This window comes from Actinosynnema mirum DSM 43827 (genome assembly GCF_000023245.1).
GTDB lineage: Bacteria > Actinomycetota > Actinomycetes > Mycobacteriales > Pseudonocardiaceae > Actinosynnema > Actinosynnema mirum.
In genome coordinates, this window is record NC_013093.1 from 7,776,852 (window position 1) to 7,801,897 (window position 25,046).

25 protein-coding genes and 4 tRNA genes are annotated in these 25,046 nt (G+C 72.5%); 11 read left to right on the plus strand and 18 right to left on the minus strand.

Annotated elements, in window-relative coordinates; genetic code table 11:
• Positions 1 to 28 precede the first annotated feature (28 nt).
• Both secE and AMIR_RS32900 read right to left on the minus strand, forming a co-directional pair.
• Positions 29 to 439, minus strand: coding sequence for a preprotein translocase subunit SecE (gene secE / locus AMIR_RS32895; protein WP_015805317.1), 411 nt, complete (start codon positions 437 to 439; stop codon positions 29 to 31).
• 31 nt (positions 440 to 470) lie between these two features.
• Positions 471 to 543: transfer RNA gene (locus AMIR_RS32900), tRNA-Trp, on the minus strand.
• A 180-nt stretch (positions 544 to 723) separates the two neighbouring features.
• Between AMIR_RS32900 and AMIR_RS32905 the strand changes: the two genes are divergently transcribed.
• From AMIR_RS32905 to AMIR_RS32915, 3 genes are all read left to right on the plus strand, one after another.
• On the plus strand, positions 724 to 1,965 hold the full coding sequence (locus AMIR_RS32905) for a pyridoxal phosphate-dependent aminotransferase (protein ID WP_015805318.1): 1,242 nt from the start codon (positions 724 to 726) through the stop codon (positions 1,963 to 1,965).
• A 237-nt stretch (positions 1,966 to 2,202) separates the two neighbouring features.
• Positions 2,203 to 2,814 (plus strand): DUF4190 domain-containing protein, encoded by a 612-nt coding sequence (locus AMIR_RS32910; protein ID WP_015805319.1) that lies wholly within the window; start codon positions 2,203 to 2,205, stop codon positions 2,812 to 2,814.
• 110 nt (positions 2,815 to 2,924) lie between these two features.
• Positions 2,925 to 3,323 (plus strand): hypothetical protein, encoded by a 399-nt coding sequence (locus tag AMIR_RS32915; RefSeq protein WP_015805320.1) that lies wholly within the window; start codon positions 2,925 to 2,927, stop codon positions 3,321 to 3,323.
• Positions 3,324 to 3,389: 66 nt separating this feature from the next.
• Here the strand turns inward: AMIR_RS32915 and AMIR_RS32920 are convergent, their stop codons facing one another.
• The 7 genes from AMIR_RS32920 to AMIR_RS38545 all read right to left on the minus strand — a co-directional run bounded on the left by AMIR_RS32920 (position 3,390) and on the right by AMIR_RS38545 (position 9,009).
• Positions 3,390 to 3,809 (minus strand): MaoC family dehydratase, encoded by a 420-nt coding sequence (locus AMIR_RS32920; RefSeq protein ID WP_015805321.1) that lies wholly within the window; start codon positions 3,807 to 3,809, stop codon positions 3,390 to 3,392.
• Positions 3,806 to 4,252 carry an FAS1-like dehydratase domain-containing protein gene (locus AMIR_RS32925; RefSeq protein ID WP_015805322.1) on the minus strand — a complete coding sequence of 149 codons (447 nt, stop codon included), beginning with the start codon at positions 4,250 to 4,252 and terminating at the stop codon, positions 3,806 to 3,808. The genes AMIR_RS32920 and AMIR_RS32925 overlap by 4 nt, the downstream gene beginning before the upstream one ends.
• 72 nt (positions 4,253 to 4,324) lie before the next feature.
• Positions 4,325 to 4,489, minus strand: coding sequence for a 50S ribosomal protein L33 (gene rpmG, locus AMIR_RS40810; RefSeq protein ID WP_015805323.1), 165 nt, complete (start codon positions 4,487 to 4,489; stop codon positions 4,325 to 4,327).
• A 290-nt stretch (positions 4,490 to 4,779) separates the two neighbouring features.
• A tRNA-Met gene (locus tag AMIR_RS32930) sits at positions 4,780 to 4,852 on the minus strand.
• A gap of 44 nt (positions 4,853 to 4,896) precedes the next feature.
• A tRNA-Thr gene (locus tag AMIR_RS32935) sits at positions 4,897 to 4,972 on the minus strand.
• An 89-nt stretch (positions 4,973 to 5,061) separates the two neighbouring features.
• A complete protein-coding gene (locus AMIR_RS32940; RefSeq protein ID WP_015805324.1) occupies positions 5,062 to 7,677 on the minus strand; it encodes a bifunctional diguanylate cyclase/phosphodiesterase in 2,616 nt (871 codons plus the stop codon).
• Between the two features lie 810 nt (positions 7,678 to 8,487).
• Entirely contained in the window at positions 8,488 to 9,009 is a 522-nt protein-coding gene (locus AMIR_RS38545; RefSeq protein WP_015805325.1) for a hypothetical protein, read from the minus strand.
• Between the two features lie 270 nt (positions 9,010 to 9,279).
• On the opposite strand from AMIR_RS38545, the gene AMIR_RS32950 reads away from it, so the two are divergent.
• Positions 9,280 to 9,525: a hypothetical protein gene (locus AMIR_RS32950; RefSeq protein WP_015805326.1), complete on the plus strand. Its 246-nt coding sequence runs from the start codon at positions 9,280 to 9,282 to the stop codon at positions 9,523 to 9,525.
• Between the two features lie 104 nt (positions 9,526 to 9,629).
• Here AMIR_RS32950 and AMIR_RS32955 read toward each other — a convergent pair whose 3' ends face one another.
• Together AMIR_RS32955 and AMIR_RS32960 are read right to left on the minus strand one after the other, a co-directional pair.
• On the minus strand, positions 9,630 to 10,553 hold the full coding sequence (locus tag AMIR_RS32955; protein ID WP_015805327.1) for an HNH endonuclease: 924 nt from the start codon (positions 10,551 to 10,553) through the stop codon (positions 9,630 to 9,632).
• A gap of 72 nt (positions 10,554 to 10,625) precedes the next feature.
• Positions 10,626 to 10,706, minus strand: a tRNA-Tyr gene (locus AMIR_RS32960).
• A 122-nt stretch (positions 10,707 to 10,828) separates the two neighbouring features.
• On the opposite strand from AMIR_RS32960, the gene AMIR_RS32965 reads away from it, so the two are divergent.
• Together AMIR_RS32965 and rfbA are read left to right on the plus strand one after the other, a co-directional pair.
• Entirely contained in the window at positions 10,829 to 11,320 is a 492-nt protein-coding gene (locus tag AMIR_RS32965; RefSeq protein WP_015805328.1) for a YajQ family cyclic di-GMP-binding protein, read from the plus strand.
• Entirely contained in the window at positions 11,317 to 12,195 is an 879-nt protein-coding gene (gene rfbA / locus AMIR_RS32970; RefSeq protein ID WP_015805329.1) for a glucose-1-phosphate thymidylyltransferase RfbA, read from the plus strand. The genes AMIR_RS32965 and rfbA overlap by 4 nt, the downstream gene beginning before the upstream one ends.
• Positions 12,196 to 12,226: 31 nt before the next feature.
• Here the strand turns inward: rfbA and htpX are convergent, their stop codons facing one another.
• From htpX to AMIR_RS32990, 4 genes are read right to left on the minus strand one after another with little or no spacing between them, the layout of a single operon-like run.
• Positions 12,227 to 13,087 carry a zinc metalloprotease HtpX gene (gene htpX / locus AMIR_RS32975; protein ID WP_015805330.1) on the minus strand — a complete coding sequence of 287 codons (861 nt, stop codon included), beginning with the start codon at positions 13,085 to 13,087 and terminating at the stop codon, positions 12,227 to 12,229.
• Between the two features lie 34 nt (positions 13,088 to 13,121).
• Positions 13,122 to 13,643, minus strand: a complete 522-nt coding sequence (locus tag AMIR_RS32980) for a 4Fe-4S binding protein (protein WP_015805331.1) — start codon at positions 13,641 to 13,643, stop codon at positions 13,122 to 13,124.
• Positions 13,636 to 14,226 carry an NADH-quinone oxidoreductase subunit C gene (locus AMIR_RS32985; protein ID WP_015805332.1) on the minus strand — a complete coding sequence of 197 codons (591 nt, stop codon included), beginning with the start codon at positions 14,224 to 14,226 and terminating at the stop codon, positions 13,636 to 13,638. Before AMIR_RS32985 ends, AMIR_RS32980 begins: the two co-directional genes overlap by 8 nt.
• Positions 14,226 to 14,639 carry an NADH-quinone oxidoreductase subunit B gene (locus AMIR_RS32990; RefSeq protein WP_015805333.1) on the minus strand — a complete coding sequence of 138 codons (414 nt, stop codon included), beginning with the start codon at positions 14,637 to 14,639 and terminating at the stop codon, positions 14,226 to 14,228. The genes AMIR_RS32985 and AMIR_RS32990 overlap by 1 nt, the downstream gene beginning before the upstream one ends.
• A gap of 245 nt (positions 14,640 to 14,884) precedes the next feature.
• Between AMIR_RS32990 and AMIR_RS32995 the strand changes: the two genes are divergently transcribed.
• The gene (locus AMIR_RS32995; RefSeq protein WP_015805334.1) at positions 14,885 to 15,928 is read left to right on the plus strand and encodes a LysR family transcriptional regulator; all 1,044 of its coding nucleotides are present in this window, start codon (positions 14,885 to 14,887) and stop codon (positions 15,926 to 15,928) included.
• Here AMIR_RS32995 and AMIR_RS40815 read toward each other — a convergent pair.
• Together AMIR_RS40815 and ddaH are read right to left on the minus strand one after the other, a co-directional pair.
• Positions 15,925 to 16,074: a hypothetical protein gene (locus tag AMIR_RS40815; RefSeq protein ID WP_015805335.1), complete on the minus strand. Its 150-nt coding sequence runs from the start codon at positions 16,072 to 16,074 to the stop codon at positions 15,925 to 15,927. The two genes, AMIR_RS32995 and AMIR_RS40815, sit on opposite strands and share 4 nt — an antisense overlap.
• 740 nt (positions 16,075 to 16,814) lie before the next feature.
• A complete protein-coding gene (gene ddaH / locus AMIR_RS33000; RefSeq protein ID WP_015805336.1) occupies positions 16,815 to 17,693 on the minus strand; it encodes a dimethylargininase in 879 nt (292 codons plus the stop codon).
• A 75-nt stretch (positions 17,694 to 17,768) separates the two neighbouring features.
• Here ddaH and AMIR_RS33005 point away from each other — a divergent pair, with 75 nt between their 5' ends.
• The 4 genes from AMIR_RS33005 (at position 17,769) to AMIR_RS33020 (ending at position 22,290) form a co-directional block, all read left to right on the plus strand.
• Positions 17,769 to 18,209 carry an Lrp/AsnC family transcriptional regulator gene (locus AMIR_RS33005; RefSeq protein ID WP_041837184.1) on the plus strand — a complete coding sequence of 147 codons (441 nt, stop codon included), beginning with the start codon at positions 17,769 to 17,771 and terminating at the stop codon, positions 18,207 to 18,209.
• Between the two features lie 144 nt (positions 18,210 to 18,353).
• The gene (locus AMIR_RS33010; protein ID WP_015805338.1) at positions 18,354 to 19,115 is read left to right on the plus strand and encodes an enoyl-CoA hydratase; all 762 of its coding nucleotides are present in this window, start codon (positions 18,354 to 18,356) and stop codon (positions 19,113 to 19,115) included.
• Positions 19,116 to 19,366: 251 nt separating this feature from the next.
• Positions 19,367 to 21,250, plus strand: coding sequence for a 2-oxoacid:acceptor oxidoreductase subunit alpha (locus AMIR_RS33015; RefSeq protein WP_015805339.1), 1,884 nt, complete (start codon positions 19,367 to 19,369; stop codon positions 21,248 to 21,250).
• The gene (locus tag AMIR_RS33020; protein ID WP_015805340.1) at positions 21,247 to 22,290 is read left to right on the plus strand and encodes a 2-oxoacid:ferredoxin oxidoreductase subunit beta; all 1,044 of its coding nucleotides are present in this window, start codon (positions 21,247 to 21,249) and stop codon (positions 22,288 to 22,290) included. Before AMIR_RS33015 ends, AMIR_RS33020 begins: the two co-directional genes overlap by 4 nt.
• An 80-nt stretch (positions 22,291 to 22,370) precedes the next feature.
• Here AMIR_RS33020 and AMIR_RS33025 read toward each other — a convergent pair whose 3' ends face one another.
• The gene (locus AMIR_RS33025; protein ID WP_015805341.1) at positions 22,371 to 24,977 is read right to left on the minus strand and encodes a sunset domain-containing protein; all 2,607 of its coding nucleotides are present in this window, start codon (positions 24,975 to 24,977) and stop codon (positions 22,371 to 22,373) included.
• Positions 24,978 to 25,046: the final 69 nt, after the last annotated feature.

Here is a 25,046-nt window from a genome sequence, read left to right on the forward strand (position 1 = left end):
TCTGCGGGGCGGACCGGGCGAGCCGGCGTCAGCCGAACAGCCAGAACACGCCCTCGGCGAAGGCGATGTCCAGACCGAAGACCAGCGCCGTCATGAAGGCCACGAAGACCAGCACGACCGAGGTGTAGGTGACCATCTGCTTGCGGGTCGGCCAGATCACCTTCCGGAGCTCGCCGACCACCTCGCGGATGTAGCGGAAGAAGCGCGCGAAGATGTTCGGGCGCTTCTCTTTGCCCTCGCGGGTGCGGGTCGGCTTGCCCTTCTTCGCGGAGTCCGAGGTGGAGTCCACCTTGTCGGACTTCGGCTCCGCGGAGCGCCCGGCGTCCTTTCGGGACGCCGGACGCGCGGTGCCACGGCGCTCGCGGCGCGCGGCGGCGGTGACCGGCCGGGACGCGTCGTCGCGCTTTTCCGGCTGGCCCTGCTCGCGGCCCTCGCTCATGCCGTCCTCCGCTCACCATCGCGTTTCGACGCAGGGGCGACAGGACTTGAACCTGCAACCTGCGGTTTTGGAGACCGCTGCTCTGCCAGTTGAGCTACACCCCTTTGGGTCCTCGCGGACCCCTGGCGGGAGACGCCTTGCACCCCCCTCACGAAGCTCCGTGAGGTGCGATGGGGCGTTCCAAGACCGGAAGCATACTGCACACCCCCGCCGATCTTCCAACTTGCCCGGTCAGCGGGGGTGCGGACGCGGGTATCGGGGGCGCGTCTGCCACGATTGGCGCCATGGCTGAGCCTGAGACGACCCCCGCGCCCACCGCCCCCGCGCTCCCCCGGATCTCCCGGCGGATCGGGGGCATCGCCGAGTCCGCCACGCTGGCGGTCGACGCGAAGGCGAAGGCGCTCAAGGCGGCGGGGCGACCGGTGATCGGGTTCGGGGCGGGCGAGCCCGACTTCCCGACGCCGGAGGCGGTCGTGGCCGCCGCCCAGGCCGCGTGCGCCGACCCGCGCAACCACCGCTACACCCCGGCCGCGGGCCTGCCCGAGCTGCGTGAGGCCGTCGCCGCGAAGACCAAGCGCGACTCCGGCTACGAGGTGGCCGCGAGCCAGGTGCTGATCACCAACGGCGGCAAGCAGGCCGTCTACCAGGCGTTCGCGACCATCGTCGACCCCGGCGACGAGGTGCTGCTGCCCGCGCCGTACTGGACCACCTACCCCGAGGCGATCACCCTCGCGGGCGGCGTCCCGGTGCAGGTCACGGCGGACGAGACCACCGACTACCTGGTGACCGTCGAGCAGCTGGAGGCGGCCCGCACGCCGCGCACGAAGGTGCTGCTGCTGTGCTCGCCGTCCAACCCGACCGGCTCGGTCTACAGCCGCGAGGCGATCACCGAGATCGGCCGCTGGGCGCACGCCAACGGCCTGTGGGTGATCAGCGACGAGATCTACGAGCACCTGGTCTACGACGGCGCCGAGGCGGTCTCGCTGCCGGTGGCCGTCCCGGAGATGGCCGACCGCACGATCGTGCTCAACGGCGTGGCCAAGACGTACGCGATGACCGGCTGGCGGGTCGGCTGGCTGATCGGCCCGGCCGACGTGGTCAAGGCCGCCGCGAACCTCCAGTCGCACCTGTCCTCGAACGTGTCGAACGTCGCACAGCGCGCCGCGCTGGAGGCCGTGTCCGGCTCGCTGGACGCCGCGCACGCGATGCGCGTCGCGTTCGACCGCAGGCGTCGCCTGATCGTGGAGCTGCTGTCCGCGATCCCCGGCGTGGACTGCCCCAACCCGACCGGCGCGTTCTACGTCTACCCGTCGGTGAGGGCGCTGATCGGCAAGGAGCTGCGGGGCCAGGAGATCACCGACTCGGTGACGCTGGCCGCGCTGATCCTGGAGCACGCCGAGGTCGCCGTGGTCCCCGGCGAGGCGTTCGGCACCCCCGGCTACCTGCGCCTGTCCTACGCGCTCGGCGACGAGGACCTCAAGACCGGTCTCGACCGCGTGGCGAAGCTGCTCGCCGAGGTGAAGTAGCTCACCGAACCCCCATCCCGAAGGCGGTCCCGACAGGGGCCGCCTTCGGCGTTTCCGACCCCCGAAAATCCCCCTCGAAAGGGTGAAAAAGGCGGCGTTCCGCGACACCCCCCGGCCGGACGCCCCTTTCCGCAGGGCCGAAGTGCCCTACCACCGGAAAGATCGTTAACGAATTCCCCGGCACCCCGACTAACCCGTCGTCCGGCTCGCCGAGCCACCGCACAACGGGAGTCCCGAATGTCGTACCCCCAGCAGTACGCCCAGCACGCGCCGCAGGGCCACCAGCAGCCCGCGCAGAACGGTCTCGCGACCGGCAGCCTCGTCCTGGGCGTCGTGGGCCTGCTGCTGAGCTTCATCCCGTTCATCGGCGTCATCGCGTGGCCGCTGGTCATCGTCGGCCTGGTCCTCGGCCTGGTCGCCGTCTCCAAGCTCACCAGGAACCCGGCCAACAGCAAGGGCCTGGCCATCAGCGGCACCGTGCTGTCCGCGCTGGGCCTGGTCGTCTGCGTCCTCTGGCTCGTGGGCTTCGGCGCGGCCGTCGGGAACGCGAACGAGCAGGCCGAGAAGGAGGTCACCGTGGTCTACGAGGTGACCGGCGACGCCCCGTCCGCCTCGGTGAACTACTCCTCCTACGGCGACGGCACGAGCGAGGACGTGAACGAGGACATCACGACCCTGCCGTGGAAGAAGGAGGTGCGGACCAGGGGCCTGTTCAGCGGCAGCTCGCTGATGGTCAGCACCGGTGCGGGCGGCGGCGCGGTGACCTGCAAGGTGTTCGTGGACGGCCAGGAGAAGAAGACCGCGACGGCCTCCGGCGAGTTCGCGATCGCCTCCTGCTCGAACTTCTGACCTCGTCCGGGGGCGCAGTCAGGGGTCACACGTTCGGGGGTAGACCGCTAACGGGTCCGCACCGCTCCCGATGCCCTCTGCGGGACGTCCGCATCGACGGAGGGCTGGGCATGGGTTCCGCGCGGGAGGTGGAGCGGTCGCGGCGGTGGCTGGTGGTGTCCGCCGCGTCGCTGCTGCTGCTCGGCGCGCTGGTGGGCGCGGTGCTGGTGAACGGCCCGTCCGGTCCGAGGTCGGCGACCGTGGTCTACGAGGTGACGGGCGTGGCGGGGCACGCCACCGTCGTCTACTCGACGTTCGACGACGGCGGCGTGTCCACCGGCCAGGAGGAGCTGTCCTCGCTGCCCTGGCGCCGCGAGGTGACGGCGCCGGGCGGCGCGCGCGGCGTGCTCACCGTGACGATCGGCGAGCAGGGCGGCGAGGTGGGCTGCCAGGTGAGCGTGGACGGCGTCGAGCGCCGCTCGGCGTCCGCCTCGGGTCCCGGCTCCAGCGCGTTCTGCGGCGGTTTCTAGCCCCTCGGCGGCCCTCTGCGGCCCTCTGCGCGGCCCCTCAGTGCCCCTCAGTGCCGCGCCGGGCCGCTACGGGAGGCGGACGCGGGCGGAGGCCCCGCCGAGGACGGACTTGCCGTCGTGGCTGGCGTTGATGTTCACCTTGAAGGTCCCGTCCTCCAGGACCTTGGTGACCTTCGCGGTGACCTCGACCACGGCGCCCTCGTCGTCGTCGGGCACCGGCACGGGCCTGCCGAACCGGGTGCCGTACTCGACCACGGCGGCCGGGTCGCCCGCCCACTCGGTGACGATGCGGCAGGCCATGCCCATGGTGAGCATCCCGTGGGCGATGACGCCGGGCAGCCCGACGCCCTCGGCGAACCGCTGGTTCCAGTGGATGGGGTTGAAGTCCAGGGAGGCGCCCGCGTACGCGACGAGGTGGGCGCGGGTGATGCGCAGGGTGATGGGCGGCAGCTCGTCGCCGACGCTCACCTCGGCCGCGGTGATCACGATTCCCCCCTGACGACGAGCGTGGACTTGGCGGTGGTGACGGCGGCGCCGTGCTGGTCGGTGATCTCCGCGCGCAGCGAGAGCATGTCGTTGCCCATGCGCGAGGTGATGTTGTCGACGGTCAGCGCCACGCTGAGCACGTCCCCGGCGGCGATGGGCCGGTGGTGGCTGAACGTCTGGTCGCCGTGCACGACGCGGCTGTAGTCGAGCCCCAGCTCGGGGTCCTCGACGAGCTGCGAGTTGGCGCTCATCGAGACCAGGATCGCGAACGTGGGGGGCGCGATGACGTCGGGGTGCCCGGCCGCGCGCGCGGCGTCCGCGTCCCGGTGCACCACGCTCGTGGCCCCGACCGCGTCGGCGAACTCCCGGATCTTCTCCCGCCCGACCTCGTAGGGCGGCGTAGGCGGGTAAGACCGTCCGATGAACGAAGCGTCGAGTGGCACGAGACGCAGATTACGCGACGAGGCCCGCCCCGGAACGAACCGGGACGGGCCTCGCGTCGCGAAGGGAAAACCTCAGCGGGTTTCCTTGTGCGCCTTGTGCGTCTTGCAGTTCGGGCAGAACTTCTTGATCTCCAGGCGGTCCGGGTCGTTGCGCCGGTTCTTCCTGGTGATGTAGTTGCGGTGCTTGCACTCTTCACACGCAAGCGTGATCTTCGGCCGAACGTCGGTAGCAGCCACGGTCCTCGCCTTTCTCAGAGCACACGATCCCGAAACCCGAAGCGGGCTTACCACTCCAGCGGGTCCACAGAGAAACCTTCTCTGCAAAGGAGAAAACACACCACAAGGGCCAGAACAATTAATGTCCTGACCCAAACCAACCCATAAGGGAAACGATCGCCACCTACCGGACCCCCGAAAGGGGGTCCAGGGGGCAAAGCCCTCCTGGGCGGGGTCCGGGGGCCGAACCCCCGGTGTGATGCGGAGCGAACCAGCCTGCGCTCTCCGCAGGCACAGTTCACCCATTCGCGTAGCGGTGGCCGGACTTGAACCGGCGACACAGCGATTATGAGCCGCTTGCTCTACCAACTGAGCTACACCGCTTTACACAACACGGGCCGCGATGCTCATGCACCGCGGCCGAGTCGTGGAGCCCCTTTACGGAATCGAACCGTAGACCTTCTCCTTACCATGGAGACGCTCTGCCGACTGAGCTAAAGGGGCTTGCCGCTCTTCGTGCGATCTTGCTTCGCTCTCTGAGCTGAGGAGAACTCTACACAAGATCCCGTCCGAAGTGAAATCGGGGGGCGGCTTCAGTGCACCAGAGTGAGCACCGTCTCATCCCGCGCTCCCCTGACCTGCACGGTTCGCGCTCGCAACCACGCTTCGAAGCGCTCCTCGGAGAGCGGTCGGGAGATCAGGTAGCCCTGGGCGACGTCGCAGCCCATCCCGACCAGCTGGTCGCGCGCGGCGTCGTCCTCGACGCCCTCGGCGACGACGGTGAGGCCGAGCGAGTGGCCCAGCTCGACGATCGAGCGGACGACGGCCATGTCGCCGAGGTCGGTGCCCATGCCGAGCACGAAGCTCTTGTCGATCTTCACCTCGTCCACCGGGAGCTGCCGCAGGTAGGCCAGCGACGAGTAGCCGGTGCCGAAGTCGTCCACCGCCAGCACGACGCCCATGGTGTGCAGCCTGCGCAGGACGGGCAGGGCGCGCTCGGGGTCGGCCATGACGCCGGACTCGGTCAGCTCGAACGTGAGCAGCTCCGGCGGGACCCGGTGCCGGTCGAGCGCTTCCTTCACCCGGTCGGGGAACTCCTCGTCGGCGAGGGTGCGCACGGACAGGTTCACCGCGATGGACATCCGCAGGTCGCGGTCCATCCAGCGGCGGACCCGCTCCAGGCCCTTGTCCATGACGAAGTCGGTGAGCACGTCGACGAGCCCGGTCGCCTCCACCGCGGGGATGAACTCGTCGGGGTCGACGCGGCCGAACTCGGGGTGCTTCCACCGCACGAGCGACTCGGCGCCGATGACCTGCCTGCTCGGCAGGGCGATCTTCGGCTGGTAGTGCACCGAGATCTGGCCGTTCTCCAGCGCGGAGCGGAACTGGGTGACCAGCTGGAAGCGGCGCAGGAAGATCTGGCCCATGCTGGGCGCGTAGGCGCGCATGGGCTCGTTCTCACTGGTGGCCCGCAGCGCCACGTCGGCGCGCTGGAGCAGCGAGTCCGCGTCCTTGGCGTCGTCCTCGACCTCGGCGACGTCCGCCCAGCCGACGATGGCGCCCGCCTCGACGGTGAGCCGGTCGACGGGGTACGGCACGGACAGGCGGGCGCGCAGGCGCTCGGCGATCTCCTTGACCCGCTCGGCCTTGCGGTCGACCAGGAGCGCCGCGAACGCGCCGCCGTCGAGCCTGGCCAGCGGGACGTCGGGGCCCAGCTCGTCGCGGAGCCTGCGGCCCGCGGCGACGACCATGCGGTCGCCCCACGCCTGGCCGAGGGCGTCCAGGACGGTGGACAGCACGTCCAGGTCGACCCGGAGCACGACGGCGGCCCCGGACTCGCGGACGGGCTCGGCCGCGGCCTCCAGGAAGCCGGTGCGGTTGAGCAGGCCGGTCAGCGGGTCGTGGTAGGCGTCGTGGCGGAGCCTGGCGAGGAGCCTGCGGTTGTCCACGGCGGTGGACAGGTGGTTGGCCAGGGTGCGCAGGAGCTGGATGTCGGCCTTGCCGAAGCCGCGCCACCGGCTGAGCCGGTCGTGCACCTCGACGGCGCCGAGCAGCTGGGTGGCCCCGCCGCGCAGCGGGACGACGAGCGCCTCCTGGGCGTCGCGGCGGACGAGGGCGTCGGTGGCCTCCTCGCCCGCGTCGGCGACCCGGAAGTAGCGGACCTGGGTGCCGGGGAGCTGGAGCATCGCGTCCTCGCGGGACGTGCGGGCGTCGTCGCGGCGCATGGCCTGCGGCAGCGGCTCGCCCGCGACGAGGGTGCGCATGGGGGCCTGCGGGTCGGTGCGCAGGCGCAGGACGACCCGGTTGGCGTTGAGCTGCTCGCGGATGCGCTCGGCGATGTGCTGCCACTCGTCGGCCTCGGCCTTGCCGTCCTCGGCGTCGACGGCGGTGGTGGCCCCGCCGCGCGGGCCGGTGCCGTGCCTGCCGGAGCGGGCGACGCGGAGCGAGACCTCGCTGAGCGCCTCCAGGTCGCGCTGCTCGCGCAGCAGGCCGGAGTAGGCGAGGTAGATGGCGGTGATGCCGGCGAAGGCCAGCACGATCAGCAGGCCGCCCCACTGGGCGTGGTCGGCGACCTCGTAGGCGACCAGGCCCGCGGCGGTGTTGAGGAGCGCGACGACGAGGGTCTGCAGGACGAGTCGGCCGCTGGGGGCCAGGCGCATCCCCTTGCGCATGAGGCGCAGGGCGGTGAGGCCGAGGACGCTGGCGAGCAGCGGGACGCTGATGGTGCCGACGAACGCGCCCGCCCAGGCGGGGCCGGTGTCGCCGACGAACCGGTTGACGGCGTCGGCCACGGCGAAGGCGACCGAGATCTCCATGAACATCAGGCCGGCGTTGTAGACCGCGCGGTCGAGCACGCGCCTGCCGAGGAGGGTGCCGACGCCCGCGACGACGTGGGCGGCGAGGACGACCTCGAAGGGTGCGACGAGCAGGCCGAGGACGAGCGGGATCTCGGTGAAGGAGATCGTCCAGGCGACGCCGCTGCGGACGTCGACGTTGATCGCGAGCTGCTCGGCCAGCAGGAAGCCGACGACGAGCAGCGGGCCGGTCCACAGGAGGCTGAGGCGGGACGGGTCGTCGGGGAGGTTCGCCCCCACGAGGAACGCGGACAGGACGCCCGCGACGAGCAGCAGCACCGCGAAGGCGGTGAACGCTCGGTTGGTCGACCTGGGCGACGTGTTCGACGTCGGGGCCGAGGTCTGGTCGGACATCCAGCCTCCTCGTCGGCCGGGTCGCGGGGTCGGCCGGATCGGCCTGCCTGCGGGGTCCTGGCGTGACTGAGGGGTCTCGAACACCCACCGAGACCCCTCCTATACCTCAATGTACCCCGGTTGGGCGATAAAATGGCAGGTTGGTGAGGGGGTTGACACGTGAAGTGACAGATCTACTCACACGATCAGGTCTTCTGACACTGGGCGGGGGATGGGTGGCCCGTTTGGCCGCTTCGGGGCTTGCGGCGCTCGGCCCTGGAGCGCGGCGGTCGACCGGCGCTACTCGCTGCAGGAGCACTCCCCGGAGGAGCTCGGCGCGACCTGGCGGGCGCCGCGCTCGCACGTGCTGGCCCGGAGCCCCGGCGACGACCTGGGGCGGCGGCTGCGGGAGTGGCCGCTGACCGGCGGGGGCGATCCGGAGACGGCGGCGCTGGTGACCGTGCCCAGCCGCGCCGAGGACGCGCCGCGCGTGCTGCTGGCGCACGGGTTCGCGCCGCTGGTGGTGCTGGCCTGCCGAACCCGCGCTCGACGCCGTTCTGGGGCTCGCGGGGGTACCGGCCGCTGTGGACGACTCGGCAGCGGCGGCCTGCTCGGCGAGGTGAGGGGCGGGCCTGGCGGTCGGGCGGGCCTGGCGGTCGGGCGCGGTGGTGGTGGCCTGCGGGGTGGGGACCGGGGCCGGTTGGGGCTGGGGCGGTTCGGGTTGGGGCTGGTCGTGGCCAGCTCTAGTCGTGGCCGGTGTTCGGGGTCCTGCTCTGGGTTCGGGGTCCTGCTCGGGGTTCGGGGTCCTGCTCGGGTTTCCGGGTTTTCGGGTCAGACGAGCGCGGGGGTCGGGCCGGGCAGTTCGGGGGTGAGCTGGTCGCGGATGGTGGCCAGGCAGCGGCGGGCCTCGACGGCGGCGTGGTGCTGCGCGGCGGCGCTGCCCGCGGCCTCGCGCATCACCAGCCAGGTCGCGGACATCGCGGCGGGGCGCTGGTCGGCGCGCACGGCGGCGAGGAGCTCGCGCTGCTCCGGGAAGGGGTGCAGGGCGATCTGCTCGGTGCAGGCGCGCAGCTCGGCGACGGTGGGGCAGGTCAGGACGCGCGGGGCGACGAGGTGCTCCAGCTTGGCGGGCAGGTCGACGGCGGCCAGCTCACCGGCGGAGAGCGGTCCGAAGTCGAGCACGGCGTCGAGCCCGCGCTCCAGCTCGTCGGCGGCGGCGAGCAGCGCGACGAGCCGCTCGCGCGGCGGCGGCTGCCGGGTCGCGGGCTCGCGCCGCGCGCCGGGGGGCCGCAGCGCCAGCCCGATGACGACGCCGACCACGACCCCGGCGATGACGATCCAGGTTCCGGTCATGCCGGACAGCATCCCGCCCCGCGAAACCCGTAACGCCGTTACAGACGACGACGTGCCGTTCCCGTCGCCGACCGGTCATCGGGACTTCGGCTGGGCCGATCAGAGCAGCCGATCACCCTGTTCGGCAGACAGTGACGCGATCCCCCGGCCGGGCGACGACTTGACCGGTACCGACCTCGACCGGCCGGGTGAAACGCCCCGGATCCGGTACGCGCCAGGACCCGCGGCGCTCTCCTTGGTGCGGGGGTAGCGAGGAGCGAGGGGGGCGTCATGATCGAGACGACGATCGAGCTGTCCGGCCGGGTGCGGGCGATGCTGCGCGCGGTCGCGGCGGGCAGGGCGGAGCTGTCCGGCGGCGGGGAGCCGGATCTGTACGTGGACGGTCTGCCGTGCTCGGACCGGGCCGCGATCCACGACCTGGTGCACCTCGGCCTGGTCAGGGCACTCGCGGCGGTGCGCCTGGACGAGCGCGCGGGCGCGGAGCTGACCGAGGCGGGCCGGGCGGCGATCGCGTAGGGCTCGAACATGTGTTCGAGATGAGTTATGCTTCATACAGGGCGGGCACGCAAGTGAGAGGAAGCACTTGCGCGCCCGCCCTCCCTGTTGTGTCAGGGGCGACCTCAGTCGACGCCGACGGTCTTCTTGTAGTGCGCGCGCAGCGCCTCACGGCTCACCTCGCGCACGCCCAGCACCAGTCCTTCCAGCTCGCGGTAAGCCGGGTAGGCGCGCAGGGCGGGCATGATCACCACTTCCAGCGTGGTGGGGTTCACCGCCATCAGCCCGCGGTCGAACAGCACGTGGATGTCGGCGCGCAGCAGCAGCCCCTCGGCCGTGTCGTGCTTCTCGTGCACCGCGAACGCCCGCAGGTGCGCGGCCTGCAGCGCCTCGGCGGGGCACTTCCCGGTGATGGCGCAGTTCAGCCCGTCCCGCTGGAGCAGCGCCTTGCGGAACGCGGGCTGCCCCTTGCGCACCTTGACCAGCGCCTCACCACGTCCCGCGGGCAGCTCACGAGGTGCGTCGGCGGGGACCTCGGGCGGCAGTGGCGCGGCCGTGGCTTCGAGCAGCGCCTGGAGCGCCGTCACCCGGAGCGGGCTGATCGCCTGCTGGGTCGACTTGTTCTCCGCGATCGCGCGCAACTGCCTGACGGTCAGCGCCCCGTCCAGCCCACGCCACGTGGCGCCGTAGCGGGCGGTGTAGCGGGTGACGGTGATGGTCTCCGACTCGCGCTCGTCGAACAGCAGCCTGCACCTCTGGCACAGGTAGCGGGGTTTCTCGAACTTGCGCTCCTTGGTGGCGATCCGCTTGCACTCGGGGCAGCGGTAGCGCACCTTCGGGACGTCAGGCTCCACGTCGACCGCCTCGACCCACGCGGTCCCCAGCGCGATCTCCCGGTTCCGCACCACGACCAGATCGCCGACGCCGACCAGCTTCGAGTTCTGCACGGTGGAGTCGAAGACGTAGTACGACTCGGGAACGTCCGGATAACCGTCGTTGCCCTTGAAGTCGCGGTCGTCCCCCATGGCCGACAACGCCCAAGCCCGCACAACCCACCTCCGACGGGTGAAAAAACAAGACCCCCTGTTCGCGTGACTGCGAACAGGGGGTCTTGAGTGTTGTGGCGGGTAGAGGATTCGAACCTCTGTAGCTTTCGCGACGGATTTACAGTCCGCTCCCATTGGCCGCTCGGGCAACCCGCCCCGCACCCCGTACCGGCGGTGCGTGGAGAACAATACACACCCCCGTTCACCCCCTTGCAACCGGGATACCCCGGTAGGCTCGCCACGGTTCCAGGACACACCGACGCGGAGGTACCGGGCACGTGGCAGACCCGTCGTTCGACGTGGTGAGCAAGGTCGACCGCCAGGAGGTCGACAACGCGCTCAACCAGGCGGCCAAGGAGTTGAGCAACCGGTTCGACTTCCGCGGCACCGGCACCGAGGTGTCGTGGGCGGGCGAGGAGGCGATCGCCTTCCAGTCCGAGACCGAGGAGCGCTGCCGGGCCGCGATCGAGGTGTTCCAGGAGAAGCTCATCAAGCGCGGCATCTCCATGAAGGCCTTCGAGATCGGCGACCCCGCCGTGTCCGGCAAGGTGTTCAAGGTCACGGGCACGCTCGTGCAGGGCATCACCTCCGAGAAGGCCAAGGAGATCGCCAAGCGCATCCGGGACGAGGCTCCCAAGGGCGTGCAGGCGCAGATCCAGGGCGACCAGCTGCGGGTGTCCGGCAAGAAGAAGGACCACCTGCAGGAGGTGATCGCGCTGCTCAAGGGCGCGGACTTCGGGATCGCCCTCCAGTTCACCAACTACCGGTGAAGGGCGTCGTCCTCGCCGGTGGCAGCGGCACCCGGCTGCACCCGATCACGCAGGCGGTGTCCAAGCAGCTGCTGCCCGTCTACGACAAGCCGATGGTGTACTACCCGCTGTCGGTGCTGATGCTCGCGGGCATCCGCGAGGTGCTGCTGATCTCGACCCCCGCCGACCTGCCGCTGTTCCGCCGCCTGCTGGGCGACGGCTCGCAGTTCGGCCTCCGGCTGGAGTACGCCGAGCAGGCTCACCCGAACGGGCTCGCCGAGGCGTTCGTGATCGGGGCCGACTTCATCGGCGAGGACGACGTCTCGCTCGTGCTGGGCGACAACATCTTCTACGGCCAGGGCTTCTCCAAGGTCCTCCAGGGCAACGCCGCGAACCTCGACGGGTGCGTGCTGTTCGGCTACCCCGTCAAGGACCCCGAGCGCTACGGCGTCGGCGAGGTCGACAGCTCCGGCAAGCTGCTCAGCATCGAGGAGAAGCCCTCGGCGCCGAAGTCGAACAAGGCCATCACCGGCCTGTACCTCTACGACAACGGCGTGGTCGACATCGCCCGCTCGCTCAAGCCGTCGCCGCGCGGCGAGCTGGAGATCACCGACGTGAACCTGGCCTACCTGCGCGAGGGCCGGGCGCACCTGGTGGACCTCGGGCGCGGCTTCGCCTGGCTGGACACCGGCACGCACGACTCGCTGCTGGAGGCCGGGCAGTTCGTGCAGGTGCTGGAGCACCGCCAGGGCGTGCGGATCGCCTGCCTGGAGGAGATCGCCTACCGGATGGGCTTCATCAGCGCGGAGCAGTGCTACGCGCAGGGCGAGAAGCTCGCCAAGTCCGGGTACGGGCAGTACGTGATGACCGTGGCCTCCGAGGGCCTGGACAAGTAGCGGCCGGGCAAGGCAGCGGCGGGACGGGGGGCTAGCGCTCGCGCGCCAGCTCCTCCAGCCTGCGCACGCGGTCCGCGATCGGCGGGTGCGTGGCGAACAGCCGCGCCAGGTGCTCCCCCGGCCGGAACGGGCTGGCGATCATCAGGTGGGACTGCGCCACCAGGGCGGGCTCGGGCGCCAGCGGCGCGGCCAGCGCCCCCGCCTCCAGCTTGCGCAGCGCCGACGCCAGCGCCAGCGGGTCCCCGGTCAGCTCGGCCGCCGACGCGTCAGCCTGGTACTCGCGGGACCGGCTCACCGCCATCCGCACGATCCCCGCCGCGACCGGCCCCAGCACCGCGATCGCCAGCAGCGCGATCGGGTTCGGCCGCTCGTCGTCCGCGTCGCCGAACAGGCCCGCGATGAGCGCCAGGTTCGCCAGCGCGCTCACCACGCCCGCCAGCGCCCCCGCCACGCACGACACGAGGATGTCGCGGTTGCGCACGTGCGACAGCTCGTGCCCCAGCACCGCCCGCAGCTCCCGCTCGTCGAGCAGCTCCAGGATGCCGGTGGTGCAGCACACGGCGGCGTTGCGCGGGTTCCGGCCGGTGGCGAAGGCGTTCGGGGCGGCCGTGGGGCTGACGTAGAGCCTGGGCACCGGCTGCCGGGCCGCCTTGGCCAGCTCGCGGACGACGCGGTGCAGCGCGGGCTGCTCGACCTCGGACACCGGGCGGGCGCGCATGGCCCGCAGGGCGAGCTTGTCGCAGTTGAAGTAGGCGTGGGCGTTGACGCCGACGGCGATCACCAGGCCGACGAGCAGCGCCGTCTCGCCGAAGAACGAGCTGATCAGGACGATCAGGGCGCTCATCGCGCCGAGCAGGACCGCCGTTCTGACCCCGTTGAAGTGCTTGTGCACGGTGCTCGCCTCCGGGTGCCTCAGGTCCTCCCTCTCAACGCCCCCGGCCCTGCGGCGGTTCCTGCGCCGGTCGCACCCCCGGTCGTGCCACGGGTCGTGCGCCGGGTCCGGCGCCCGGCCGCGCGCCCGGCCGTCCCGGCCTTCCGGTGGCGGCCTCCGGGGCGGGTTCGGCGGCCGGGTCGAGCGGCGGCGGTGGCGGCACCCGGTCGACCCAGGTGGCCAGCACGTCCCGCTCGTGGACCAGCTCGGCGACCGCGCCGGAACCGTCCGGGGTCCCGGTGCCGGGGTAGGAGAAGTCGGGCGCCCAGTGCAGCGCGTCGAACGGGCACGCCTCGACGCAGATGCCGCAGTAGAGGCACTGGCCGTAGTCGATGGCGAACCGGTCCAGCACGTTGCGGGCGCGCGGGCGCGCCGATCCGGGCTGCTGCTCGACCTCGGTGTGCGAGTCGATGTGGATGCACCAGTCGGGGCACTCGCGGGCGCAGATCATGCACACGGTGCAGTTGGCCTCCAGCAGCGCGATGACGCCCCTGGTGCGCGGTGGCAGGTCAGCCACGGTCGGCCTCGCCCTCGGTCGGCTCGGGGCGCGGGCCCCACGACGGGTCGGGCACGCCGGGCGGCGCGGCGCGCCTGCGGCTGGGGGACGAGGAGCCGTCCTCGCCGGGTTCGAGGCGGCCCGGCCAGGGGCGCACCACGCGGGAGACGAGCACGAAGTCCTTGCGCAGCGGGTGCCCGGCGAACGAGTCGGGCAGCAGCAGCCGCTCGGGGTCGGGCCTGCCGAGGATCGGGATGCCGAACATCTCGGCGGCCTCCCGCTCGTGCCAGGCGGCGCCCGCCCACAGCCCGGCGACGCTGGGCAGCGCCTCGTCCGCGCCGACCTCGGTGCGCAGCGCCAGGCCCTCGCGGGTGTCCGGGTTCGCGACGTGCAGCAGCACCGCGTGCGCGCCGCCGGAGGCGCCGGGGCGGCCCGCGTCCTCGACGCCGAGCCAGTCGAAGAAGGCGCAGCCCAGTTCGTCGCGGGCGTGCGCGGCGGCGATGGTCCAGTCGGCGAGCGCGACGTGCGCGGTGGTCTGCCCGAAGGCGGTCTTGACCTGGGCGCCGGGCACCCGCTCGGCGAGCGCGGCGGTGGCGGGCGGCATCAGGAGACCATCCGGTGCAGCGCGGCGAGGCCCTCCAGGAGCGCCTCGGGACGGGGTGGGCAGCCGGGGACGGCGACGTGGACCGGCAGCGCCTGGTCGATGCCCTTGGTGACGCTGTAGGAGTCCCAGTAGGGGCCGCCGGTGTTGCTGCACGCGCCGACGGACAGCACGTAACGCGGTTCCGGCATCTCCTGGTACGCGGCGAGCACAGCGGGCAACATGACGTCGGTGACCGTGCCCGACACGACCAGCACGTGGGCCTCCCCCGCAGAGCGGACCGGGTCCACGCCGAGCGCGTCCAGGTCGTGCCCGCCCTCCAGGGCGGCCATCACCTCGACGCCGCAGCAGGCGAGCCCGAGGTCGAGCACGGTGACGCGGTACGTGGTGCCCCAGTCGAGCGTGGAAACCGTCACGGCGGATGAGGTTAGTACGTGGGGGCCCACCGGGCTGCCACCCGGCGGGCCCCCAACCCCCCAAACCCCCTGCTCGCGTCCGGCTGTCCCCCGCCGGGCGCGGGACAATTCTCTTACGGGTGACACCTCCGCGTCCAGGTAAATTGATCAAGTTCTTCAGATTATTTCTCCGCGAAGTGCGGTCAAGTTCAGTTCAACTAATCGGTAGAACACTTCGCGCGCGGCGCGGACACGAGAGGCAGCGGATGTCCACCTCGACGCAGTTGCTCCTGCCAGCGGGCAACCGGCTCAGTCGACTGCTGAACACGCCCCCGGCACTGCTGGACACCACGTTCGACCAGCTCAGGACACTGATCGCGGTGTACGAGACGAAGTCCGCGCTGCGCGCGGCGCGGGCGCTGGGACGGGAGCAGTCCAGCGTCCAGAAGCAGATCGACACGCTGAACCGGAACTTCAAGCAGTTGTGCGGCGAACCCCTGGTGGTGAAGCAGGGGCGCGGCAAGGACGTGCTGATCACGCCGACCGGCGAGGCGCTGGTGGAATTGGCGCGGACCACTTTGACCGAGTGGCTGGATTCGATTCACGAGTGCAGGCGCAAGCTCGGCACGACGCTGACCGTGGGCACCACGCGGTTCATGCTCGACTCGCTGGCGAAGGCCTGGGACCACGTCGCCGAGGAGTTCCGGGTGCGCGACGTGGAGCTGAAGGTCGTGCACATCCGCACCAAGGACATCTGGACCAAGCTGGAGAGCAAGGAGGTCGACATCGTCTGCGGCAGCGTCGTGACGCCCGCCGGGCGGACCGTCGCGGAGGCGTTCGGCGACTTCGACGTGATCGACTGGCGGCGGGGCGGACTGGCGCTGCTGACGAACCTGCCGGAGGACCGGCTGGGCGCGAGCGCGGGCACCGGCGAGCTGCCGAGGTTGCCGCTGGTGGTGCCGTCGGACGGGCTGATCGCGGAGTTCCTGCGCGGCTGGTTCGGGCCGGACTACCGCAGCGAGCTGGACATCGCGGCGGAGATCGACGAGATCCAGTACGGGATGTCGCTGCTGCGCTCGGGCCTGGTGAAGGGCTGCATGATCGTCACCTCGGGCCTGGGGGTGGTCGCGGCGAACAACGAGCTGCGCGAGGGGTCCGGGCTGCGCGTGGTGGAGCTGCGCAACGACCGGAAGCCCCAGCTGGAGCGGCTGGTCGGGGTCTTCGCCCGCAAGGACGAGCGGGCGAAGTTCCCGGCCGACCACCCGCTCAACCTGCTGTGGGCGGCGTTCCAGCGCGAGCGGCCTGCCTAGCCGGCGCGCTTGTCCTCGTGCCCGGACCCCTGCCGGGCCCGCTTGACCAACCACTCGGTCCCGGTGAGCGGCGCGGGCGCTTTCCGCCGCGCCGTTTCGCCCTGGTGCGGGCTGGGGGCCGGGCGCTGGGCGTCGACTTCGTTCACGGCACGCTCCCTACCTGTGCGACGGCAGTGCTGACGATCGGAGCACCAGGAGGGCGTCGCACGCCAGCGAGGTCATGCGAACGGGTGAAGTCGGCAAATGCGCTGGCGAGAGGCGTGCGGGACCCGCGGCGGACGACCGGGCGGGCCGCTCCGCCGGGCGCGTCCCGCCGGGCGGCAGGGGCGCGGAGCAGGGCCTCGGGGACATCATGCGCGGGCCGGTGGGGGTGGCCACCGGATTTCGCCCGATCGGGGGTGGTCGGGGGCGATGGGGTGGCGGCGGGCGGCTCGGCGCGCTCACCCCGGACCGGGTGACGGGGTGGGGCGGTGGTGGCGAGCAGTAGCGGCACAACATGTTGCGGGTGGGTGGCGGGTGGACCACTTCATGTTGGGGTTGTCCACAGGGACGTGAAGAACTCCACACCCGTTGACCAGCGGAAATGGATGTGTTTCACATGTTGTCCACAGAATCATCCACAGCGGTGACGGACCGTGGTCAGCGCTGGTTCCGAAGGCTGTGCGCGGGCGGAACGGGCTCGTGGGGAGGGCGGGGCGGGCGGGACGGCGCGCAACCGGGACGGGCGGGCCGAGGCGCGGCGGGGAGGGCTGAGCGGGGCGGGCAGGCTCCGCTCCGCCGCGGTTCGGGCCCCCGGCGCGTGGGCGCCGGGGGCGGGTGATCGTGGGCGGGTGATCGCGGTCGGGAAGGCGCGGTCGGGAAGGCGCGGTCGGGAAGGCGCGCGGCGTCAGTCCCTGATCTCCAGGGTGCAGCACTTGGGGCCGCCGCCGGACTTGCGCAGCTCCGAGATGTCCACCGGCACCGCCGTGAAGCCCCGGCGCTCCACCTCCGCCGCCAGGCCGCGGGCCTCCAGGGGCAGCACGACGTTGCGGCCGTCCGAGACCGCGTTCAGGCCCAGGCACGCGGCGTCCCGCTCGTCCGCCAGCACCGCGTCCGGGAACAGGCCCGCGAGCACCTCGCGCGAGCCCGGCGAGAACGCCTGCGGGTAGTACGCCACCAGGTCCTCCGCCAGCACGAACAGCGCCGTGTCCAGGTGGTAGTACCGGGGGTCGACCAGGCGCAGCGACACCACCGGCACGCCCAGCGCCTCCTGCGCCTCGGCGTGCGCCGCCGGGTCGGTGCGGAAGCCGGTCCCGGCCAGCAGGTAGCGGCCGGTCCAGGTGAAGTCGCCCTCGGCCTCGTTGATCCGCTCCGGCATGACCACGCCGGGGTAGCCGTTGGCCTCGAACCAGCGGCGGAAGTGCTCGGCCTCCGGGGCCCGCTGCGGCGCGCGGAAGCGCGAGCCGAGCACCCGGCCGCCGACGACGGTGCCCGAGTTCGCGGCGAACACCATGTCCGGCAGGCCCGGCGCGGGCTCGACCACGTCGACCCGGTGCCCCAGCGCCTCGTAGACGCCCTTGAGCTCGCGCCACTGCCGCACGGCCAGCTCCACGTCGACCGGCTGCTCCGGGTCCATCCACGGGTTGATCCGGTACTCGACGGCGAAGTGCCTCGGCTCGCACATGAGGTAGCGCCGCGCGGTCGGCACCCGCGCGGGGGCGGGAGCGGCGGCGACGGGGAGGGTGAGCGGCGCGTCGCCGGGCGCGACCAGGGAAACCGAAGTCATGGATCGAAATGTAAGTGAGCCCCTGAGCGTCGAACAATGCCGCTGCATTGCGCTTCGTCGTGCAGAATGTTGCGTGTGGACTCGATCGACCAGCGGATCATTTCGTGCCTCGTGACCAACGCCCGCTCCAGCTTCGCGGACATCGGCAAGGACGTGGGGCTCTCGGCCCCCGCGGTGAAGCGCCGGGTGGACAAGCTCCTGGACACCGGCGTGCTGCGCGGCTTCACCGCCGTCGTCGACCCGGCCCAGCTGGGCTGGGGCACCGAGGCGCTGGTCGAGGTGCACTGCCGGGGCAACGTGACGCCGCACGACATCAAGGCCCGCCTGGAGCCGATGCCGGAGGTGATGGCGGCCTACACCGTGTCCGGCGCGGCCGACGCCGTGGTGCACCTGCGGGCGGCGAGCATCCACCACCTGGAGACCGCGCTGGAGCGGCTGCGCGCGGTGGAGATCATCGACCGGACGGTGTCGACCGTCGTGCTCTCCCGCCTGCTCGACCGGCCGCAGGCGCCCTGAGCCCGCGACGCACAGCCGCCCGCGCCGCGCAACCCCGCCGAAGCCTCTCCACGACCCCCTGACCGGCGGCGGCGCACCCCCTGACCACCCCCTAGCCGCACCGACGGGGGTTCGGGTGACCACCGCGCTCCGTAGAGTCACCCTATGCCCGAGGTGCTGCTGGACCGCTCCGACCGCGTCGCCGTCCTGACCGTGCACGACCCGGACCGCCGCAACGCGCTCACCGAGGCCCTGTCCCGCGAGCTGGCCGACGCGGTCGCCGCGTGCGAGGCCGACCCGGACGTCAACGCCCTCGTGGTCACCGGCGCTCCCCCGGCGTTCTGCGCGGGCGCGGACCTGACCGCGCTCGGCGAGGCCCGCGAGGAGGGCCTGCGGCGCATCTACGCCGGGTTCCTGGCGGTCGCGAACTGCTCGCTGCCGACCGTGGCGGCGGTGGGCGGCGCGGCGGTCGGCGCGGGGCTGAACCTGGCGCTGGCCTGCGACGTGCGGCTGGCCGGCCCGAGGGCCCGCTTCGACGCCCGCTTCCTGCGCCTGGGCATCCACCCCGGCGGCGGCATGACCTGGCTGCTGGAGCGGATCGCGGGCCCGCAGACCGTGGCCGCGATGGTGCTGCTGGGCCAGGTGCTCGACGCGGACGCGGCGGTGCGGCGCGGCCTGGCCTGGGACCGGGTGGACGGCGGGCACGACGAGCTGGTCGCCTCCGCCGTCGACCTGCTGAAGGCCACCGCCGAGGCCCCCCGCGAGCTGGTCCGGGTGACCAAGGCCACGATCCGCGCCACCTCCGCGCTGCCCGCCCACGCGCCCGCCGTGGAGGCCGAGCTGGGCCCGCAGGCCGCCTCCACGGCCTCCCCGGAGTTCGCGGCCAGGCTCGCCGAGGCCAAGGCGGGCCTGGGCAAGCGGACGTGACGGGACGCACGTTCACGCCCGTTTGATCACGGGTAGTAGCGTTGTCCCCGAAATCCGCGCACGGACCGCAACCGTGCGGGGGGCTAACGATCGAAGGCCGTACCACACCAGCCCCGTGCGCCACAGGACTTCGGTCTTTCCCACCCCCCGAAAGCACGAGAAATTCCCCACACCGCGCAGGACTACCCTCGGGTGTCGGGGCGGGCGCCCCTCCCGCCCCTGCTTCCGCGAGAGAGGGATCGGCTCAGGAGATGACTAGCGACCTGGACAGCGGCGCCTCGACCGGTGGTCCCGAGGTCCGCAGGCTGGACCGAGTGGTGATCCGCTTCGCGGGCGACTCGGGCGACGGGATGCAGTTGACCGGCGACCGGTTCACCTCCGAGGCCGCCGCGTTCGGCAACGACCTCGCGACCCTGCCGAACTTCCCCGCCGAGATCCGGGCGCCCCAGGGCACCCTGCCCGGCGTCTCCTCGTTCCAGCTGCACTTCGCCGACTACGACATCCTCACCCCCGGCGACCGCCCCGACGTGCTGGTCGCGATGAACCCGGCCGCGCTCAAGGCGAACATCGCCGACCTGCCCGCGGGCGGCATCCTGATCGTCAACACCGACGAGTTCTCCAAGCGCAACCTCACCAAGGTCGGCTACCCGGCCAACCCCCTGGAGGACGGCTCGCTCGCCTCCTACCAGGTGCACGAGGTCGCCATGGGCACGCTCACGCTGGGCGCGGTCGAGTCCACGGGCCTGGGCAAGAAGGACGGCGAGCGGGCGAAGAACATGTTCGCGCTCGGCCTGCTGTCCTGGATGTACCACCGGCCGACCGAGGGCACCGAGCGGTTCCTGCGGGAGAAGTTCGCCCGCAAGCCCGACATCGCCGAGGCGAACGTGCTGGCGTTCCGGGCGGGCTGGAACTACGGCGAGACGACCGAGTCGTTCGCGGTGACCTACGAGGTGGCCCCGGCGAAGCTGGCGCGCGGCACCTACCGGCAGATCACCGGCAACACCGCGCTGGCGTACGGGGTGGTGGCCGCGGGCCAGCGCTCCGGGCTGCCCGTGGTGCTGGGCACCTACCCGATCACCCCCGCCTCGGACATCCTGCACGAGCTGTCCAAGCACAAGGAGTTCGGCGTCACCACGCTCCAGGCCGAGGACGAGATCGCGGGCATCGGCGCCGCGCTCGGCGCGTCCTACGGCGGCGCGCTCGGCGTGACCTCCACGTCCGGCCCCGGCATCGCGCTCAAGTCCGAGACCATCGGCCTGGCCGTGATGACCGAGCTGCCGCTGGTCGTGATCGACGTGCAGCGCGGCGGGCCGTCGACCGGCCTGCCGACCAAGACCGAGCAGGCCGACCTGCTCCAGGCCATGTTCGGCCGCAACGGCGAGTCGCCGGTGCCGGTGATCGCCCCGCTCTCCCCCGCCGACTGCTTCGACGTGGCGCTGGAGGCGGCCAGGATCGCGCTGGAGTACCGGACGCCGGTGCTGCTGCTGTCGGACGGCGCGATCGCGAACGGCTCCGAGCCGTGGCTGGTGCCGGACGTCGAGTCGCTGCCCGACCTGTCGGTGGCGTTCGCGACCGAGCCGAACGCGCCGGACGGCACGTTCTGGCCGTACCTGCGGGACCCGGAGACGCTGGCGCGGCCGTGGGCGGTGCCGGGCACGCCGGGGCTCCAGCACCGCATCGGCGGGCTGGAGAAGGCCGACGGCACCGGCAACATCTCCTACGACCCGGCCAACCACGACCACATGGTGCGGCTGCGGCAGCGCAAGATCGACGGCATCAGGGTGCCGGACGTGGTCGTCGACGACCCCGGCGGCCGGGCCAGGGTGCTGGTGGTCGGCTGGGGCTCGTCGTACGGGCCGATCGGCGCGGCGGCGCGGCGGGTGCGCAAGCAGGGGCTGTCGGTGGCGCACGCCCACCTGCGGCACCTCAACCCGTTCCCGGCGAACCTCGGCGAGGTGCTGGCCCGCTACGACCGGGTCGTCGTGCCGGAGATGAACCTGGGGCAGCTGGCGCTGCTGCTGCGCGCCCGCTACCTCGTGGACGTCGTCTCGCGCACGAAGGTGCAGGGTCTGCCGTTCAAGGCGGAGGAGTTGCAGGGCGTGCTGTCCGACGTGATCCAGGGGGTGTCCGCGTGACCGCGATCGACCTCGGCCTTCCCGGACTGGGCGGGGTGCCCACCGAGGACGGGCCGCAGAAGGCCAAGGACTACAAGTCGGACCAGGAGGTCCGCTGGTGCCCCGGCTGCGGGGACTACGTGGTGCTCAACGCCGTGCAGTCGTTCCTGCCGACGCTGGGGCTCAAGCGCGAGAACATCGTGTTCGTGTCGGGCATCGGCTGCTCGTCGCGGTTCCCGTACTACATGAACACCTACGGGATGCACTCCATCCACGGCCGGGCGCCCGCGATCGCCACGGGACTGGCGGTGGCGCGGCCCGACCTGTCGGTGTGGGTGGTGACCGGGGACGGCGACGCGCTGTCCATCGGCGGCAACCACCTGATCCACACGCTGCGGCGCAACGTGAACCTGAAGATCCTGCTGTTCAACAACCGGATCTACGGGCTCACCAAGGGCCAGTACTCGCCGACCTCCGAGGCGGGCAAGGTCACCAAGTCCACGCCGTCCGGGTCGCTGGACCACCCGTTCAACCCGGTGTCGCTGGCGCTGGGCGCGGAGGCCTCGTTCGTGGGCCGGGCGATGGACTCGGACCGGGTGGGGCTGACCGACGTGCTGCGGCAGGCCGCCGAGCACCGGGGGTCGGCGCTGGTGGAGATCTACCAGAACTGCCCGATCTTCAACGACGGCGCGTTCGACGTGCTCAAGGACGCCGACTCGGCGGCCCAGCGGATCATCCCGGTGGAGCACGGGAAGCCGATCGTGTTCGGCGGCGGCGAGCACGCGGTGGTGCGGCGCGGGTTCGGGCTGGCGGTGGCGCGGACGTCCGAGGTGGACGCGGCGGACGTGGTGGTGCACGACGCGGGCGACCTGGAGCTGGGGTTCGCGCTGTCGCGGCTGTCGACGCAGGACCTGACGCACGTGGTGACCGGCGTGTTCCGGCGGTCGGCGCGGGAGACCTACGACGACGCGGCGCGGGCGCAGGTGGAGCGGGCCAAGGCGGCTCGACCGGCGAACCTGGCGTCGCTGCTGCGCGGGAAGGACACCTGGACGGTGGCGTGACGCCGCTCGGGGCGTGAACGCGGGAAGGGGCTCCCCGAACGCTCGGGGAGCCCCTTCTCGTCGTGGTCGCGCTCAGCCCGTCACGGGGCCTTGTGGAACCCGGCCTTCTCCGCGTCCGAGGTGGTCCGGAACCACACGTCGGCGCGCGTCTCGCGGAAGTTCGCGGACGCGTCCGTGAAGTACCGGCGGCCGGTCAGGGTCGCCTTCACCACGAACTCCGGCGCGGGCGCCTTGCCGTCGGACTTCGGCAGCACCGAGCCGGGCCCGAACGGGGAGCGCGGGTTGAAGCCCTCCGGCTGCTGGTAGCGGGACGAGGCCGTCTCCTGGCCGCCGCCGGTGGTGGGGCTGAAGCCGACCGGCCTCGGGCGCATCGGGCGCGCCGGGGGCGGGCTGGTGGACTTCACCGGCGGGATCAGCGGCTGCTGCGGCTTCGGGAAGCTGCTCTGCGACTTCACCGGGCGCTGCGGCAGGCCGCTCGCCGCCTGCTTCCTGGACGCGTCGGCGGCCAGCTCGGCCGCGGTCTGCTCGGCCTCCAGCAGCTCGGGCGACAGGGTCGGCACGAACGGCTGGTCGTCGTAGGTCTTCGCGGCGGGGGCCTTGGGCGCCGGGGTGGCCGGGGTGACCGGCTCCGACTCCAGGACCTCCTCCTCGGCCAGCGGCTCGAACAGCGAGCGCTTCGGCTTCGGCTTCTCCTCGGCGGCGGGGGTCTTCGGCCGCGCGGGGCGCACCGGGAGGGGCGCCGCCTCGGGCTCGGGCTCCGGCTCGGGGTCGGGGAGGCTGTGCCTGCTGACCGGCTCGAAGTCCAGCTCGGCCTCCGACTCCGGGTCGGGCAGGCTGTGCCTGCTGACCAGGCCGAGGTCGGACTCGGGCTCGGGCTCGGCGTGCGCCGGGGCCGGGGTCGGCGCGGGGGCGGGGGTCGGCGCGGGCCGGTCGTCCTCCAGCGGCGGGGTCCTGGACGCCCAGAACGCCTCCAGCTCGGACTTCGGCGCCTCCGGCTCGTCCTCGGGCTCCTCGGGGCGCGCGAACAGGTCGACGCCCTGGGAGCTCGGGTCGGTCATCTCGAACAGGTCGCGCTCGTCGGCGACGGGCTCGGAGTGGCCGAACATGCCCCGGTCGCTCGCGCCCCGGTCCCGCTTGGGCAGGTCGACGGGCTCGTAGTCGTCCTCGTAGCGGCGGTCGTCGGCGTCGGCGACCAGGTCGCCGCGCGAGCGGTCCTCGGCGTGGTCGGCGGCGTGGTCGGCGTGGGCGCCGCGCTCGGCCAGGTCGTGGTCGTCGAGGTCGCGGTCGAGGTCCCGCCCGTCGAGACCCCGCCCGTCGAAGTCGCGGTCGTCGTGGTCGCGGTCGTCGTGGTCGCCGAGGTCGTCGGCGAAGCCGCGCTCGTCCCGGTCGGCCGGGTCGTGGCCCGCGACGGGGGCCAGCGTCTCGGTGGGGGCGCCCACCCGGTCGGCGCGCTCGTCGACCGCGTCCTGGCGGGCCTGCGCGGCCAGCGACTCCTCGAACGCGATGCGGTCGGCCTCGGGGTCGCGGAGGCCGCGCTGCGCCCTGCCGGGCAGCGCGTGCTCCGGGTCGGCCTCCAGCGGGCGGACCTCGGTGCGGGCGTCGTCCAGGTCGTCGGCGGCCACGGGGGCGCGCACGTCGGTCCGCTCGGCGTCGAACCCGTCACCGGCGAAGCGGTCGTCGTGGTCGTCGCGCTCGTCCGCGTCCACCGGGGAGTGGTAGACCGTCGGCCCGGCGGCCAGGTCTCCACCCCTGGGGGCCTCGCCGCCCAGCTCGCCGCCGAACTCGCCACCCAGGTCGCCGCCGCGCACGGCCGGGTACTCGCCGGTCTGGTCGGTCTCCGGCCAGCGGTCCTCGTCGTGCAGGTCGCGCGGGCTGTCCACCTCGGCGATCGCGTCGGCCAGCTCCTTGGCCGGGATGAGGGTGGTCTCCTCGTTGGCCGCGCGGCGCTCGGCGCGCGTGGTGATCTCCGGGTTGCCCTCCTCGTCCTGGGCGTCCGGGTCGAACGCGTCCGACCGGTAGGGCGCGGGCGGCTCGTGGTCGGCGGGCAGCCGCACCGGCGCGAGCACGTGCGTCTCCTCGGCGGGCAGCTTCTCCGCGCGCGGCTCGTCCTCGTCCCGCGCGGGGACCGGCTTCGGCACGTCCAGCCGGGTCAGCACCGGCTTGTCCCGCTCCTCGTCCGAGGGCGGCACGGGCTTGGGCATCATCGCGGTGCCGGTGGGCGAGCCGCCGAGGCGGTCGCCGATGTCGCCGCGGTCCCCGGCCTGCTCGAAGGCGTCGAAGCCCCGGTCGTCCTCGCGCGCGCCTCGGGCGTCGTGGGCACGGGCGTCGCGGTCGGCGGCGTCGTAGGCACCGGCGTCGTACTCGTCGTCCTCGGCGCGCGCGTCCCGGCCCGCGTCGAGGTCCAGCAGCGAGGCGCGGTCCTCGCGGCGCGTCGGGGCCGCGTCGAAGCGGTCCTCGTCGTCGGCGCGCGGGGAGTGCCAGTCGTCGAACTCGTCACCCGCCGGGGACGCCACCTGCGTCCGGCTCGCGGCCCGGTCCACCGCGGGCGCCGCGCTCGCCGAGCGCAGCCTCTGCTCCAGCTCGGCCACCTCGCGCTTCGCCGGGCGCACGAGGACGAACCACGTCAGCAGCACACCGGCGAGGAAGGACAGCAGGCTCCACAGCCACACCTGCCCGAACAGCGACATCACGGGATACCCTCCGACCGCACGAACTGCCTGAAATCCCGACACGCTCCGCCACCATCAGGACTCACC